This is a genomic window from Lentzea sp. NPDC092896 (genome assembly GCF_044754905.1).
In the GTDB taxonomy this organism is placed as follows: domain Bacteria; phylum Actinomycetota; class Actinomycetes; order Mycobacteriales; family Pseudonocardiaceae; genus Lentzea.
The window spans coordinates 1-14,889 of record NZ_JBIVPX010000009.1 but is presented as its reverse complement, the minus strand read 5'-3'; the positions used below and the strand labels follow the sequence as shown (position 1 = coordinate 14,889).

Annotated in this window: 15 protein-coding genes; 4 read left to right on the top strand and 11 right to left on the bottom strand. The window is 67.8% G+C overall.

All coding sequences use genetic code 11. The features are described 5' to 3' along the window. Positions 1-255: 255 nt before the first annotated feature. Positions 256-921, bottom strand: coding sequence for a ribosome hibernation-promoting factor, HPF/YfiA family (gene hpf / locus ACIQF0_RS34965; protein WP_360047213.1), 666 nt, complete (start codon positions 919-921; stop codon positions 256-258). 999 nt (positions 922-1,920) lie between these two features. On the opposite strand from hpf, the gene ACIQF0_RS34960 reads away from it, so the two are divergent. Then, complete coding sequence (locus tag ACIQF0_RS34960; protein ID WP_401036850.1) at positions 1,921-2,538, top strand: ComF family protein; 618 nt, start codon at positions 1,921-1,923, stop codon at positions 2,536-2,538. Between the two features lie 161 nt (positions 2,539-2,699). On the opposite strand, the gene ACIQF0_RS34955 is transcribed toward ACIQF0_RS34960, so the two are convergent. The 5 genes from ACIQF0_RS34955 to ACIQF0_RS34935 all read right to left on the bottom strand — a co-directional run bounded on the left by ACIQF0_RS34955 (position 2,700) and on the right by ACIQF0_RS34935 (position 8,609). Next, the gene (locus ACIQF0_RS34955) at positions 2,700-4,427 is read right to left on the bottom strand and encodes an LpqB family beta-propeller domain-containing protein (protein WP_401036847.1); all 1,728 of its coding nucleotides are present in this window, start codon (positions 4,425-4,427) and stop codon (positions 2,700-2,702) included. Beyond that, positions 4,424-6,184, bottom strand: coding sequence for an MtrAB system histidine kinase MtrB (mtrB, locus tag ACIQF0_RS34950; protein WP_401036844.1), 1,761 nt, complete (start codon positions 6,182-6,184; stop codon positions 4,424-4,426). The genes ACIQF0_RS34955 and mtrB overlap by 4 nt, the downstream gene beginning before the upstream one ends. A gap of 10 nt (positions 6,185-6,194) precedes the next feature. Further along, positions 6,195-6,872: an MtrAB system response regulator MtrA gene (mtrA, locus tag ACIQF0_RS34945; protein ID WP_030471262.1), complete on the bottom strand. Its 678-nt coding sequence runs from the start codon at positions 6,870-6,872 to the stop codon at positions 6,195-6,197. A 185-nt stretch (positions 6,873-7,057) separates the two neighbouring features. Further along, positions 7,058-7,888 (bottom strand): SAM-dependent methyltransferase, encoded by an 831-nt coding sequence (locus ACIQF0_RS34940; RefSeq protein ID WP_401036841.1) that lies wholly within the window; start codon positions 7,886-7,888, stop codon positions 7,058-7,060. 76 nt (positions 7,889-7,964) lie between these two features. Next, positions 7,965-8,609 (bottom strand): dTMP kinase, encoded by a 645-nt coding sequence (locus tag ACIQF0_RS34935; RefSeq protein ID WP_401036838.1) that lies wholly within the window; start codon positions 8,607-8,609, stop codon positions 7,965-7,967. Positions 8,610-8,751: 142 nt separating this feature from the next. Here ACIQF0_RS34935 and ACIQF0_RS34930 point away from each other — a divergent pair, with 142 nt between their 5' ends. After that, complete coding sequence (locus ACIQF0_RS34930; RefSeq protein WP_360047207.1) at positions 8,752-9,720, top strand: hypothetical protein; 969 nt, start codon at positions 8,752-8,754, stop codon at positions 9,718-9,720. A gap of 193 nt (positions 9,721-9,913) precedes the next feature. Here ACIQF0_RS34930 and ACIQF0_RS34925 read toward each other — a convergent pair whose 3' ends face one another. Continuing rightward, positions 9,914-11,956 carry a hypothetical protein gene (locus ACIQF0_RS34925; protein WP_401036835.1) on the bottom strand — a complete coding sequence of 681 codons (2,043 nt, stop codon included), beginning with the start codon at positions 11,954-11,956 and terminating at the stop codon, positions 9,914-9,916. A gap of 21 nt (positions 11,957-11,977) precedes the next feature. Next, positions 11,978-12,355, bottom strand: coding sequence for a hypothetical protein (locus tag ACIQF0_RS34920; RefSeq protein WP_401036833.1), 378 nt, complete (start codon positions 12,353-12,355; stop codon positions 11,978-11,980). A gap of 68 nt (positions 12,356-12,423) precedes the next feature. Here ACIQF0_RS34920 and ACIQF0_RS34915 point away from each other — a divergent pair, with 68 nt between their 5' ends. Both ACIQF0_RS34915 and ACIQF0_RS34910 read left to right on the top strand, forming a co-directional pair. Continuing rightward, entirely contained in the window at positions 12,424-13,278 is an 855-nt protein-coding gene (locus tag ACIQF0_RS34915; protein WP_401036831.1) for a DUF5753 domain-containing protein, read from the top strand. Beyond that, positions 13,253-13,423: a DUF397 domain-containing protein gene (locus tag ACIQF0_RS34910; protein WP_401036829.1), complete on the top strand. Its 171-nt coding sequence runs from the start codon at positions 13,253-13,255 to the stop codon at positions 13,421-13,423. Before ACIQF0_RS34915 ends, ACIQF0_RS34910 begins: the two co-directional genes overlap by 26 nt. Here the strand turns inward: ACIQF0_RS34910 and ACIQF0_RS34905 are convergent. The 3 genes from ACIQF0_RS34905 to ACIQF0_RS34895 all read right to left on the bottom strand — a co-directional run. After that, positions 13,413-13,874: a hypothetical protein gene (locus tag ACIQF0_RS34905; protein WP_401036827.1), complete on the bottom strand. Its 462-nt coding sequence runs from the start codon at positions 13,872-13,874 to the stop codon at positions 13,413-13,415. The genes ACIQF0_RS34910 and ACIQF0_RS34905 overlap by 11 nt on opposite strands. A 10-nt stretch (positions 13,875-13,884) precedes the next feature. Further along, entirely contained in the window at positions 13,885-14,493 is a 609-nt protein-coding gene (locus ACIQF0_RS34900) for a hypothetical protein (protein WP_401036826.1), read from the bottom strand. Between the two features lie 63 nt (positions 14,494-14,556). After that, a partial coding sequence (locus ACIQF0_RS34895; RefSeq protein ID WP_401036823.1) for an adenosylhomocysteinase occupies positions 14,557-14,889 on the bottom strand: 333 nt, incomplete at its 5' end.

Genomic DNA, 14,889 nt, shown 5'->3' with positions numbered 1-14,889 from the left:
GACTGGCCTGACCTGGTCTGCGCAGGTCAGGTGCCGTTTCGGCGATCTTCCCAAGCCACCTGTCGCCGGTGCCCCCACCTCGGCTACTGATGTGGAGAACGCATGAGGGCGGCGTAAAGGTTCCTGGTCCGGCGTATTTCACCTTGACGGTGAACGTCACGGCACGAGATGAGTCCGACCGGCGGTAGACGCACGCCGCCGCCCCGCACGCGAGGGGTGCGGGGCGGCGGCGGTTCGAAGGAACGGGGTGGGCGGTCAGGCCAGCCTGATCACGCCGTAGTCGAATCCCTTCCGGCGGTAGACGACACTCGGGCGTCCGCACTCGGTGTCGGCGAACAGGTAGAAGTCGTGTCCGACCAGTTCCATCTCGTAGAGGGCCTGGTCGACGGTCATCGGTTTGGCGGCGTGCTCCTTCTCGCGTACGACGCGTCCGGGCAACTTGTCATCGAGGCCGTCGTCCCAACGCTGCGTGGGCACTTCCGCCATGCCCTCGTAGTCGGCCTCGGGTGCGTCGAGCACCGCGGTCTTGGCGCGGCGCGACGTCATGCTTTCGCCGGCGGACTGGTCAGCCAGTCCGCTTGTCGCTTCGGCCACCGAGATCGGGGCGCGGGCCCCGTGGTGGACGCGCCTGCGGTCGTGTGACCGACGCAGACGGTTCTCGAGCTTCGCGACCGCAGAATCGAGCGCGGCGTAGAAGTCACCCGCGCAGGCTTCGGAACGGACCACTGGTCCACGTCCCTTGCCGGTGATTTCGACCCGCTGGCAGTTCTTCGACTGGCGGCGGTTCGGTTCGTGGAAAAGCTCCACGTCGAAGCGGATGACCTTGCGGTCGTAGCGCTCAAGCCGGGCCAGCTTTTCGGCGACGTGAACCCTGTAGTGCTCGGGCACCTCGACGTTGCGGCCCTTAACGACGATGTCCATACACGACCTCCCTCGCTTTGCTGCGAGCTATGGCTGGACTGCTTTAAAGCGCCGTGGCGATCTTGGATCGCAGATGTGTCGCAGAGGGTCGTCTCCCTCAGCTCTCACGGCGCCAGGATCATGGGCTGTTCGCCTCCTCCCCGCGGGCCGGGAACGCTGATAGCGGTGCACGTTAGCTTGGGATTCACCGTCGCGTAAGCCCCCTTGCCGGGGGAACAACGAGATTTTTCGGTGACTACGCAGCGCGACGACAGTGCGTTGCCAAGCGTTTCCCGAGCGTGCTCCGAACCAAACCCGACCGCACCTCGCTCACCCGAACGGCGCACAGCCGGACCGGCACTCGACGGCAGTCTCGCTGCGTCGAACGGGTCCAGTCGCGGCCTCATACCCAGCCAACGGGCGACCCCCGCGTCATGTTCCCGAAACCTGGAAGAGATCGATTCCGAACCACTCCGTGGACGCCTGCCGCACTTCTTCCAAGCGAACTGAGGGGCCCCGATACCCGATCACGGGCCAGTCACGCCCGGCTGAACGGCGGATTTCGCCCAATGCCGGACAAGGCAGTCGATCACCATCGCGACGGGACGTACCGGCATTCCAATGAATAACCGCTGGTCAGCTCCATACGTGAATAATCGTTAACTAACGGCGGGTGTGGCGGGCCCGTCTCGGGGTCACCCGGGGAGGTGACCGCCGCCGCGCTCGAGGCCTTGATCAACGCCGCGAGGTGCGGACTCCTCAGTTCTGAAACGTCCGCTCAACAGAGGTTGGGACAAACGGGGCGAAACGAGTTACAAGATCTTGGGACGTCGTCACAGAACGCGCGCCGAGCTGGGGGTTTTCGTCCGCCACGACCGCGCCGGAGATCGACATCGCCGCCGCAACTTCACCCTTGTGGGCGGTGCCGAAAGTCCCCGCCGACCCCGTTCCGGATCTCATTTCGCGGTTCCCCGGTCCCGGCCACGATTTTCTGTCAGACCCCGCCGCCATCCTGATCCCATGACAGCTCTCGATCTGCTCCTGCCGATGGCCTGCTCCGGCTGCGGCCGCCCCGGCACCCCTTGCTGTTCCCCGTGTCTCGACGGCTTCGGCCCGCCCGCACGACTCCAGGTGCCCGGTGTGGGGCCGCCTGTGTGGACGCTGGCGGCCTATCACGGCTCCGCGAGGGAACTGGTGCTCGCCTTCAAGGAACGCGGCGCACGGGCCCTTGCAGCGTGGTTCGGCGCCCTCGTGGCCGTCACCCTGACCGCGATCGGCCCTCCACCGTGGACGCTCATCCCCGCACCCTCCCGCCGCAGCGCCGCACGGGACCGCGGCGGCGACCACATGCTCCGCATCGCCAGGGAGACGGACATCGCCACCGTCGCACCGGTCCTCCGCCTCGCGCCGGGCGTGGCCGATTCCGTGGGCCTGACCGCGATCGCGCGCAGACGCAACCTCGCGGGCCGGGTGGAGGTCTGCGGTCCGTCGCCGCCGGGCACCACGGTGCTGCTGGACGACGTGATCACCACCGGCGCCACGGCATCGGCTTGCGTGCGCGCCTTACGGCAGGCGGGCGTGCGCACGAACGCGGTTCTCGTGCTGACCTCGGCCCGGCCGCCGCGGCCAGGGCAGTAGAGGGACGCGCTTCCGCACGCCTTGAGAACGCGCACCAACTCGTCGCGTTCGCTGCCGCTGGCCGGACCGAGTCCCCCAATCCAGCAAACACGACCGCATCAGCCCAGCCACCCGAACTCAGCCAACGTCAGCCCTACCGCGCGAACCCGAAACCCGCCCGGTCAGCCCGGGTAGAACACCAGCGCGCCCGACGGCACCCGGATCGCGCTCGACTTCCACACATCGGTGATGTCCGATGCCGACCACAGCCCGGAAGGATCGATCACCTGCACCTGACGCGCCGCGGCCGCCGCCACCGAACCCACCGGCACGGTGAGGTTCGACTGGCTGTAGCGGTCCATCTTGTAGCCGTCGCTGTAGACCTTCGTGACCGGCCACGCGGGCAGAGAGGAGGAGACCACCAGCACGTCCTGGGAGAGCCAGTCGATCGACTGCACGGACCCGTCCAGGATCGACGGCTGCAGTTGCCGGGGTGAGCGCAGGGCCACGTCCTGGTTGTTGCGCACCACCGACGCGATGTAGAGCTTGCCGGCGATCACCAGCGCGGCCCTCGTGCCGTCGCGGGAGAGGCGCAGTTCGCTGATCGAGCCGAACGGCACGATGTCGGTGATGTTGACGCCCTTGGCGGTCCAGCTGCCGTTGTCGGCGCGGGTCACGCGGGCCACCGAGGTGCCGTCGACGGCCGTCCAGACCTCGGTGCCCTGGCCGGTCGAGAGCTGCCAGGTCGGTCTGGAGAGCGTGGTCGCGCGCTGGTCCACTTCGGACAGGTCCTGTTCCAGCTCACCCACGCGCAAACGCATTCCGCCGCCCGCACGCGACACGACGGCCAGCCGTGAGCCGTCGAGGGACTGTGCGGCCGACACGGCGCCATAAGCACCCGCGCCGGCGGGGCCCTTGATCGGGTTGCCGTCGGTGAGGGAGCGGATCGACCCGTCCGTCACGAGCATGCCCTGGAGGTTCGCGTTCAGCGCCAGCAACGCCTCACCCGCGGTCGCCGACACGTCGGACGGCCGGTAGTCGCGCTGGTCCGGCAGGATCTGCTGGCCGTCGACGAGCACGCGCACCCGCGACGAGGTGACACCCGAGTACGACTTCACGACCTGCGCCACGATCTGCTTGCGCTTCTCCGGCGTCAGGTCCTTGCCCACGTTGGTGAGGTTCACCTCCAACGCGCCGTCGTCGGACTCCTTGGTGTCCGAGAACTTCTCGGTCTCCGTGCCGAGCGCGCTCACCAGCGTGTCGCGCACCGCGTCACCGGGGCCCGCGATCAGCAGCTCGGTGACGCGGGTCGGGATGCTCGTCGCCGGCGGGATCACGACGTAGCGCGGATCCGGCACCAGCACGGTGAACTCGGGGTTGTAGAAGTACAGCGTCACCCGGCGGTAGGTGGTGTTGAACAGGTTCTGCGGCATGTACACGCCGAGCGGCGGCTCGGAGATCCGCCACTGGTTGTCGCTGGTGCGCTCGACCTTCACCGGGATGCGGAACTCGCCGAGCTGCGGCACGAACGCGTTGTCGCTGCCCAGCCGGCCGACGTAGTTGCCCTGCAGGAGAACGGTCTGCGTCTTGTCCTGCGGCGCCTGCGAGGTCGGCACGGTGGAGAAGCCGGTCTCGATGATCGTGGGGTTCTTGGTGTCCCAGTTCTTGTTGGCCTCGGGCGTCATGAACGCGCGGGCCGCCGCGTAGTCGCTGTCCGGGTTCGCCGTCGCGTTCAAGAAGTCGCGCACGAGCATGAACGGGTCGATGTTCTGGCGCGGTTCGGGCGCGGCGGGGGTGTTGGACGCCTTGCTGTCCTTCGACCCGATCGGTTTCGGCTGGGTGTTCGTCGGGATCGCGGCGCACCCGGTCAGGGTCACGAGGACGAGCACCAGCAACGACAGCCGCTTCACCGCACTTCCTCCGAAACCTCGTCCGACGCCTTGTCCGCGGGAGTCCCGTCGACGGGCTCCGCGGGCTGCCAGGTGATCTCCTCGGGCCGCAGCTCGATCTCACCGGGTTCGTCGTCGGCGATCGGCTCCTCCACCACCAGGACGGGCTCCAGCGCGATCGCGGGCGCCAGCGGCAACGGGCTCTCGCGCAGTTCCTCGCCGTGTCTGCGGGGCAACGTCAACCGGAACACGGCACCGTGGCCGGGCTCGCCCCACGCCTCCAGCCAGCCGCCGTGCAGCCGGGCGTCCTCCAGCGAGATCGACAGGCCGAGACCGGTGCCGCCGGTGCGGCGGTTGCGCGACGGGTCGGCGCGCCAGAAGCGGCTGAACACCAGGTCGGCCTCACCCTGGCGCAGGCCGACGCCGTGGTCCCGCACGGTGATCGCGACGGCGTCGGCGTTGCCGCGCATGGTGAGTTCGACCGGCTGGCCCTCGCCGTGGTCGATGGCGTTCGCGAGCAGGTTGCGCAGAATCCGTTCCACGCGGCGGGAATCGAGCTCGGCGACGAGTTCGTCGTCCGGCAGGTCCAGCACCACCGGCGAACCGGCGCTCGTCGAGATCGCGCGCACCGAGTCGTGCGCCCGGCGCGCCAGCACGCGGATGTCGACCTGGTCGGCGGTGAGTTCCTCGACGCCGGCGTCCAGACGGGAGATCTCCAGCAGGTCGCCCAGCAGCGACTCGAACCGGTCGAGCTCGTCGACCAGGAGTTCGGTGGAACGGGCGAGCCCCGCGGGGAACTGTTCACGCGAGGCGTGCAGGACGTCCGCGGCCATGCGCACCGTCGTCAACGGCGTGCGCAGCTCGTGCGAGACGTCCGAGGTGAACCGGCGCTGCAGCTGGCCGAACTCCTCCAGCTGCTTGAACTGCGCCTGGATCGACTCGGCCATCTCGTTGAACGACTCGGCCAGGCGCGCCACGTCGTCCTCACCGACGACGTGCATGCGTTCGTGCAAAGTGCCGTCCGCGAACCGTTCCGCGACCTCGGCGGCCTGCCGCACCGGCCGCACCACCTGGCGCGTCACCAGGTTCGCGATGAGCGCGAGCAGGACCAGCAGGACGATGCCGCCGACCGCGAGCGTCGACTGCACGACCTCGGCCGTGCGCTGCTCGGCGGTCAGCGGGAAGATCAGGTACAGCTGCATCGACCGCGCGGACGTGCTGATCGGCAGGCCCACGACGAACAACGTGGTCTGCGCGCCGTCGCGCTGCACGGTGTGGATCTGGGTGCCGGAACCGCCGTCCTCGACCATCTCGCGCAGGCCGCGCGGCACGTCGTCGAGCTTGCCGACGGAAGGCACTCGCCCGGCGCCGGCGGAACCCAGCCCGTCGGCCAGGACCGGTTCGAACGCGCCGGCACCCGCCGTGGTGGCGTCCGTACCGGCGCCACCGACAGCGAGCTTGTTGATCGCGCTGGTGAACCGCGTCTGCACGCTGTCCGGCCCCGGATTCAGACCGACCAGATCGGACTGGATCAGGTTGCGCGAGGCCATGGCCTGGCGCACCGCGGCCTCGTCCTTGGTGTTCAGCAGCTGGTTGGTGATCTGCATCTGCAGCACCATTCCCAGCACGAACACCACGGCCGACGAGAGCGCGAGCGTCGACACGACGACGCGCAGCTGCAGCGAACGACGCCAGAGGTCACCAAACGCGGACCATCGCTTACGCGCTTCCTCGACGAGGAACTGCGCCTTCGCGATGGCCGGCCGAACGAACTTCATACGCCACCTGTCACGGAGGGCCGGCCTTGTACCCGACACCGCGGACAGTCAACACCACCTCGGGGTGTTCCGGGTCCCGTTCGACCTTGGAACGCAGCCGCTGCACGTGGACGTTCACCAGGCGCGTGTCGGCGGCGTGGCGGTAGCCCCACACCTGCTCGAGCAGCACCTCGCGGGTGAACACCTGGCGCGGCTTGCGGGCCAGCGCGACGAGGAGGTCGAACTCCAGCGGCGTGAGCTGGATCGGCCTGCCCTCGCGCAACACCTCGTGGCCGGGGACGTCGATCGTGAGGTCGCCGATCTGCAGCACCTCGGACGGCTCGGCCTCGGTGCGCCGCAGGCGAGCCCGGATGCGGGCCACCAGCTCCTTGGGCTTGAACGGCTTGACGACGTAGTCGTCCGCGCCGGACTCGAGACCCAGCACCACGTCGACCGTGTCGCTCTTCGCCGTGAGCATCACGATCGGCACGCCCGACTCGGACCTGATCGCCTTGCAGACGTCGATGCCGTTCATTCCCGGCAACATCAGGTCGAGCAGCACGAGGTCGGGCTTGAGCTCGCGCAGCGCGGGCAGGGCACGGGCACCGTCGGCGACCACCGCGGTGTCGAAGCCCTCCCCGCGCAACACGATCGTCAGCATCTCCGCCAGGGCGGGGTCGTCATCGACGACGAGCACGCGTGCCTTCATGCTCAACATCGTCGCACTCCCGGTCGCACGTTCGCGCACCGCCCACGTTCCGTTGCTGCTGGTGGCGATGTGCGCTCGTTCGGTAACCGGCCGGAACTGTCGTTCCACGTACCCCACCTCGCCCCGTTTGACCTGTTCGTCGCGGGAGTATCCGCGCGAGGATCACCTTTTGTTACCAGGTGTTCTCAGGTTGTGCGAACGGCCGAAGCCAACCAGATGCGCGCGTCACCGACTTTTCGCGGGTCGGTGATCGCCGGCACCGCGCGGTCGTGGCGCGCGGCCAGGTCGACCTGGTGCGTCACGGTGGCGTGCCAGCCGTAGCCACCGAGCCACTCGACGGGGTCCTCCACGTCGGAATGCCAGCGGGCGTCCAGCGCGTCGAACCGCTGATGCACGGCCTTCATCTGCGGCAACTCGCGGAACGCGCGGTTGACGTGTTCGAGCGCGAGCGTGCTGCCGCGGGCGGACATCGCGCTCACCCAGTACAGGATCTGCTCACCGGCGTCCGGCGGCAGAAACATGAAGAGGCCCTCCAGCAACCACGCCGTGGGCCTCTTCGGGTCGAACCCGGCACGTATGAGTGCCGTCGCCCAGTCGTCCCGCAGGTCGCACGGGACGACGACGCGTTCGCAGGCGGGCTGGGCGAGCTGGTCGCGCAGCGCGTCCTCCTTGAACTCGATCAGCTCGGGCAGGTCGAGTTCGAAGAGTGTTGTGCCCGGTGGCCACCGCAGCCGGAACGCTCTTGTGTCGAGGCCCGCCGCCATGATCACCACCTGGGGGGCGGCCGAGGCGAGGAGCTCGTCGTCGAAGTACCGGGTGCGCAGGACGAAGTGATCGCCCGCGAGGGTGCGCACGCCGTTCAGGTCGCTCGCGGAGCCGGCGGCCTCCACGAGTCCTGCGGCCAGTGGGTCGTCGAAGAGCGGGCGGAGCTGACGTCGCTCGTTGGCGCGGGCGGCGGCGATCAGGACCGCCGTCCGGGCGACACCGACAGGTGGGCGCTGCAGGACACGCTTCAAATTGCAATCTCCTATGCACTCAGAGTGACGTACCGGGCACTCGATCGTGTCAATCGGTACGCACGTGAGCGACCACTCAAGGAGTGAAGAGTGGTTCCAGAAGCGAATGAAAGTTCACGTTTGACCGCCCGTCGACCACTTGCCACGGGGCGAGCCAGCCGATGTTCGCCAATCCGTCGTAAACGACACCGCACCGGGCCTGCAGGGAGCCATCGGATTCGTAAATGTCGCGGGCCCGCGAGTCGTCGTCCTGTTCGCGCTTGGCCGCCCGCTCGGCCGCGACCTCGACGGGCACGCGCAGCAGCAGGTGGAGGTCGGGAACGGGGAGCCCGAAGCGGTCGATCTCCAACTCGCGCACCCACCGCACGAACTCGCCGTGCTCGTCCTGGTGCAGGCGCGCGGCGCTGTACGCGGCACTCGACGCCACGTACCGGTCGAGCAGCACGACGTCGTGCTCTTCGAGGTCCTTGCGGATCTGGTCGGCCGCACCGCGCCGGTCCAGTGCGTAGAGGACGGCCATCCCGTAGACCGAGTCGCTGAGGTCGCCGAGCCGGCCGTAGAGGCCGTCGCGGACGAGGTCCGCGTGCACGCTCTGGCCGTAGCGCGGGAACGCGTGGCCGGCCACGGTCCTGCCCTGAGCGACCAACGCCTCGGTCAATCCGTTGGCGAGGGTGCGCTTGCCGGCGCCGTCCAGACCTTCGATCACTACGAGCTTTCCCACGGCAAAACCCTAACGGGAGCGGTCCCAGCCACTCACACGGCCGCAGCACGTCCCCCACACGGGCGAAATCCGTGCTTTCGATCACCAGAACGAGTGACTACGGTGAACAGTCACACGGCGCGTGTGAAGGGTAGGTGCCGCGGTGGCCGCGGATTCCGGGCACGCCGGGTCGGTCGACGAACCGATCGGGCTCCCGACCGGGGGTTTACCGACCCCTCTCGCCGAGACGCTGCGCTACGGGCCGTTCCACCGCGCTTTGCGCGAGGCGATCGCCCACCGTGGCCTCTCGCTCGCACGGCTGCGCGCTCATCTTGAGCAACTGGGTGTCCAAGTGGGCCAGTCGACACTCTCGTACTGGCAACGCGGCCTGCGTCATCCCGAGGTGCCCCGCGCCATCAGCACGGTGCGCGCACTGGAGACCGTGCTGCGCCTGCCGCCATCGTCCTTGTTGGACCTCATCGGCCCGCGCAACGCGAACACCTACGCGCCGCGTCCTGTCGCGACCTGGCCGGAGCCCGCGCCGTTGCTCGCGACGTTCGACTCCGTACCGGAAGCGGCACGAGGCAATGCCGACCTCGAAGTGCTCTCCGTGCACGACACCGTCCAGATAGGCATGCACCGCGAGCAGCGCTCGATCACCACACGGCTGGTCGTGCGCGCGGTGCGGCAGGGACCGGACCGGTACCTGGCGATGCACCACGGCGACGAAGGCTCGTTGATCGAGAACGCGCTGGTGAGATCCGGCGAAGGGTGCCGGCAGGGGCGGCTGCGCCGGGAAAGCGCTTCCCGCAACCTGGCCGTGGAGATGCTGTTCGACCGGCGGCTCGCGGCGGGCGAGGAGCACGTCTTCAGCTTCACGATCGCCGACGACACCGGCAGCGCGACGCCGGGCCACCACCGGACGTTCCGCGACACGTGCGGCTCGTACCTCGTGCAGCTCTCGTTCCACCGACGAGCGATGCCCGCGCGCTGCATGAAGCAGTTCCTGGCCTCCGCCGACGCCACGCCGGTCGACGTCGACGAGCTCGTGTGCGGGCTCGGCGGCGTCGTCAGCGCGTACTTCGGCGACGTCGGGCCGGGAATCGCGGGCATCGCCGTCGAGTGGAGCTGAGCCCGGGGTCCGGGGTGTCCCCGGAGGACACTGCGAGCGACGCGGTCCGCGCGTTCCGCGGACACACGTCCCCTGAGTGAGCGCGAGGAAAGCGAGGGGGCTAAAGACCGGCGGTCCGAGGACCAGACCGGTTCCGGATTTAGAAGGAAGCTCCCTCATGGCCTCGCGTTTGCCACGTTAGCAGCGATACGGGTCAGTCCGACAGCAGTTTCCCGAGTTCTGCCACGGTCGTGACGCTTCCGGTCTCGTCCTGCGTCAACCCGATGCGGATCGCACGAGCGTCCTTTGTAGACCCTTTGCGCGCGAACAGATCCCGCAGGCGCGCCACGGTGAAGTACTTGCGCCGCAAGGCCGCCGACGCGATCAGCTTCACGACGTCGCGGTTCTCCTCGACCCGGTTGCCCCACGACGCACCGCGCAGGTAGAGGTGCAGCCACGTGCCGAACCAGGAGTCGCCCTCCCGTTCGAACATCACCGGCAGCGCGACCTTTCCCTTGCCACGCATGGAAGAACGCGTGCGAACCGTGCTCGGCTCGAACGGCTTGCCCATCTGGTCGAGGTCGCGGCTCATGAACCCGAACATCGACTCGGCGACCTCGTCGAAGCCCTCGCCCGAGTAGATGTTCACCTGCGGCACCACGTACTTCGCCTTCATCGCGTCGCGGTGCAGGTCGATGAACTCCGTCGCGCCGTCCGAGGCGTCCGTGAGGTCACCCGAGTAGTAGGCACCGGCCTGCTTGAGGTTCGTCCACGAGACCTGCCCCTTGTACTCGAAGTTCTCGTTGAGCAGCACCGCGGACAGGTCGTAGTCGGTCCGCTTGGCGTGCTGCCGCCAGTGCACGAAGAACCGCAGCACGTCGCCGCCGAACCAGAGCTTCGACCCGCGCGGAAGCACGCCGAAGCCTTCCTCGGTACCGGAAACCGGCACCACGACGTCGAGCACCTCATCGTCCACGACCAGCGCGGAGTACTCCGGCAGCCTGCGGATCAACTCGTTCTCGACCACCTCGACGATCGCCTCGACGGCGTGGGGATCGAGCGCCTCGCGGTCGTCGTCGGCGATCCACACCCTGCGGGCGCGGCTGGCGAAGACCCGCGCGGTGTCCGGCGTCGTGCGGTTCGACAGGTGTTCCAGCACCGAGATGAGGACCCTGCTCGACACCTCGGGCACGGCGACTTCAACGTGCTCAGCGAGGTTCTCCGCGCCACGTCGGAGCAGCCTGTCGAGCTGCCGCAACAACATGCCCGGCGCCTTGGCCAGGACGCCGACGGCACGCTCGGTGTCGTTCTCGGCGAACGCCATCTCGACCTGCCCGGCGAACGACCGCGCGACCTTCTCCCCACGCGCCACCGCGAACACGTCCTGCGCGCGCTCGAACGGGTACTCGTGCGGGTGCAACCGCTCGCCAAGACGCTTCCACGCCTCACGGTTGGAGTTGACGTCACCGAGCTTGCTCTCCGCCACCTCGTTCAACGCGCCGAGCAACGCCCTGCGCTCAGGCCGGCGAAACGACCGAAAGCGCGTCGCTTCCTTGAGCGTGACGTCTCCCCCGGACGCTTCGGCCGCAAGGCGCAGCACGTCGGTGACGGTGTCGACGTCCCGGAGCGGCCGCTGCGCGACGAGCCGCGCGGCGTTGAGGATCGCGCGGTTCTCCCGAACAGGAACATCCACTTCGGCGTCGACGCAAAGCACGGCCAACTCACCGAGCAACGCCCTGTCGTTCTCCGCCAACGGAATCGGGCTCGAGGCGAGTTCCTCGAACAGACGCCGCACCTCGTCGTCGAGCGTGCCACCGAGGTGCACGATCGTGATGCGGTCCTTCAACGACGGGATCAGCTCGTCGTGCGCCCGCAGCATCTCCTCGTACGAGTGCTGCACCCGGCCGTACTTCGGCAGGTCGAGAAGGTTGGACGTCGGCGCGACGCCCTGCTCCAACGCGTCCCGCAGACACTCCCACCAGAACGCGAGCGTGTCCGGCACGTTGTGCGGAAACTCCTTGAAGTACGGGTTGTGCTGCCCCCGCGCACCGATGAGCTCCTTGACCGCGCGCACGATCTCCGCAGCGAAGTCCTCGGCCCCGGCCAGCCCGCCGACGTGCTCCAGCAGCTCCCGCGAAGCCTTGAAACCCGAACTGATCAGCGCGGCGTCCAACTGCCTCGCGACCGCGGCACCGTCACCCGGCGCACCGTCCGAGGCCGGCACGCGCAGGGTCTTCTTGATGATGGTCGTCCGCACCACGTCAGTAAAACCCGCACGTCAACCGAGTTCCAGCAGCACTTTCCCGTACTGCGCCCGGTCGAACCGGAACGGCCCGAACGCGCTGTAGTCGCGACCCTTGCGCCGAGGCTGGCTGAACTCGTCCCAGACGACCGTGTGCTTGTCCTCGGTGATGCGCGCGTAGAGCGGCCAACAGTCCGCGTGCCCACACGAGCAGCCGAGCACCAGTTGCGGCTTCTTGCCGGGTTGGAACGGCTTGGCGCCCCGGTCGTCCCTGGAGAGACCGCCGTACATCTCACCGGCGGGTTCCATGTCTTCGATCGTCTCGAAGATGTCGACCCACTCGGTGAGCAGGGTGCCGTCGATCATCGGCACAACGGCGTCGTGCTCTTCGAAGGCGAAGCCGAACTCGTTCACGGTCGCAGCGTAATTCCACCCGTTTGGGCACGCTGTTGTTTTTCCTCCATCGCCTAACGTCGATTCTCATGAACGGCGATCCGTCCACTCCATACAGCCGTGACCTGGGCGATGAACTGCGGCAGGTGCGCGAGCGCTTCACGACCTTCCGCGGGCGGCGAATCGCCCGAATGCTCGGTTGGGACCCCGGCAAGGTCTCGAACATCGAGCACGGCAAGGTGCGCGCCACCGAGATCGACATCATCCAGTACCTGGGCAGGTGCGGGCGGCCCCAGAACTTCATCGAGGACTTCCTGAGGCGGTACCGCTCAGCGTTCGACCTCTACTTCGTGCAGGTGCCCGACAACCTGCGCACGATGACCATGTCCGAGTCGGTGGCGGACAAGATCACCACATACGACCTGGCGAACATTCCAGGTCTGCTCCAGTCCGAGGAGTACGCACGGGCGCTGTATGAGGCTCGCGGCGTTCTCACTCCCGATCTGATCGAGGCCGCCATCCGCTTTCGGATGGAGCGGCAAGCGATCGTGCGGCGGCACAACCGCCCGGACTGCACCTTCTACATCCACGAAAGCGCCCTGCGGCTGAAGGTCGGCAGTGATGAGGTCATGGAAGACCAGCTCATGAGGCTGCTTTTCCACACGCACACCATTCGGATCGTGCCTGCGGCAAGCGGTCCGGCGGGCGTGCTGCTGGCTCACTACGTGCACTGGCAGTACGAGAAGCGCAGCGACGTGGCCTTCACGGAGTCCGACCTCGCGATGGTGTTCGTGCAGGACGACCTGGGCATCAAGCGCTGCAAGTCGATCTTCGCGCGGCTGGATGCCCTCGCGCTGAATGAGGAACAATCGCGGTCGATGGTGGCGGATCTCGCCAGTCGATCGCGGGAGGACCTCAGTGGCCGGAAACTGCATCTGGCGTAAGAGCAGCTACAGCGGCGGCGACTCCGTCGAGAGTGACTGCGTCGAGGTGGCGTTCGCCCAGGCTGTGCGCGTGCGTGACTCCAAGAACACCGCGGGCCCCGAGCTGAAGTTCAGCGTCGAGGCCTGGCAGGCGTTCATCCGCTGAGCCCATCGGGCAGGGGCAGGTCGAGCGCCGCGAGGAACCGCCGAGTCTTGACCTCGACGAACACCTCTCCGTCGTCGATCTCGTCGACGTCCTCCGACTCGTCCCACTCGAACCCGTTCGGATCCTCGTCCTCGGCGAGGAACGCCAGGAGTTCGGCCTGCTTGGCCGGAGCGTCCCCGGAGTTCGACAGCGCCCACCACGCGGCCAGTCCGGCGGCCTCGCGCAGGACGTCGGTCGGGTCGGACGCGTTGGGGTTCTCGAAGTAGGTGCGCGGCGTCAGGCCCAGGTAGGCGACGCCGGCGCCGGGTCCGGCGGGGGCGTAGACGACCGAGGTGATGTCGCTGTCGTGGATGTCGATCCACAGGAACGGCTCCGCGAGCGGCGGAAGCTCGCCCTCGGACAGCGTCTTCCAGGAGCCGTGCTCGTAGGCAAAGGTGCCGAAGAATCCCACTGGTCAATCCTTAGCTGATCTCGACGCCGCTGATCGACGTGCCTTCCGGGAGGTCCTTGACCTGAGCCCAGAGCTGTCCGTGGATCGACCAGTAGACCTCCTCGTCGATCACCTCCAGATTCTCCACGGTCTCCGCGCCGCCCAGGAACAGCGGATGCTTGAACCCCACGAATGTGCCGGGCGCTTCGCGTTCCGGGTGCAGGGCGCGCCAGCCGGTGAAGAGGTGCTGGGCGAGGAAGGTGTTCGGGTCTTCGAGCACGTACTCGTCGAACAGGTCGGGGATCGTGCCGTCGAGGGAGTACACGTTGCCTGTTGCGGGGTCCATCAGGAGCACCATCGCGCCGCGGTGCAGGTCGAGCGCGTACAGGCGGCCCGTCCAGTCCTGGGCGAACGGGCGGATCTGCGGTGCCCGCTCCGGCCACATCAGGTTCGCCAGTCCCTGTGCGCGGCGGGCCTCATCGTCGGTGAACACGCGGAGGACGCCGTTGCCGAACGAGAGTCCCGCGGCCAGCGTGACCAGTTCGGCCAGACCGGGGACCTGACGCAAAGGCGCGATGTTCTCTGGTGGCGACGCCTCGCCCGCGTCGAGCGGGTAGGCGCCGGTGAAGCGTTCGAACAACTTCGTTCCCTCCAACGACGACGAGCCCCCGCCTGTGAAGGCGAGGGCTCGTCGGAGCAGAAATCAGTAGCGGTAGTGGTCCGCCTTGAACGGGCCCTCGACGTCCACGTCGATGTACTCGGCCTGGTCCTTGGTGAGCTTGGTCAGCTCGCCACCCAGGGCCTCGAGGTGGATGCGGGCGACCTTCTCGTCCAGCACCTTCGGGAGGCGGTAGACCTCGTTGTCGTACTCCTTGAACTTGGTGAACAGCTCGATCTGGGCGATCACCTGGTTGGAGAAGGAGTTCGACATGACGAACGAGGGGTGGCCGGTGGCGTTGCCCAGGTTCATCAGGCGGCCCTCGGACAGCACGATGATCGTGCGGCCCGACGGGAAGATCCACTCGTCGACCTGCGG

Bases quoted from the DNA above. Each gene is read 5' to 3' on its own strand.
- hpf (WP_360047213.1), bottom strand. From the start codon at position 921: ATGGACATCGTCGTTAAGGGCCGCAACGTCGAGGTGCCCGAGCACTAC.
- ACIQF0_RS34960 (WP_401036850.1), top strand. From the start codon at position 1,921: ATGACAGCTCTCGATCTGCTCCTGCCGATGGCCTGCTCCGGCTGCGGC.
- mtrB (WP_401036844.1), bottom strand. From the start codon at position 6,184: ATGAAGTTCGTTCGGCCGGCCATCGCGAAGGCGCAGTTCCTCGTCGAG.
- mtrA (WP_030471262.1), bottom strand. From the start codon at position 6,872: ATGAAGGCACGCGTGCTCGTCGTCGATGACGACCCCGCCCTGGCGGAG.
- ACIQF0_RS34915 (WP_401036831.1), top strand. From the start codon at position 12,424: ATGAACGGCGATCCGTCCACTCCATACAGCCGTGACCTGGGCGATGAA.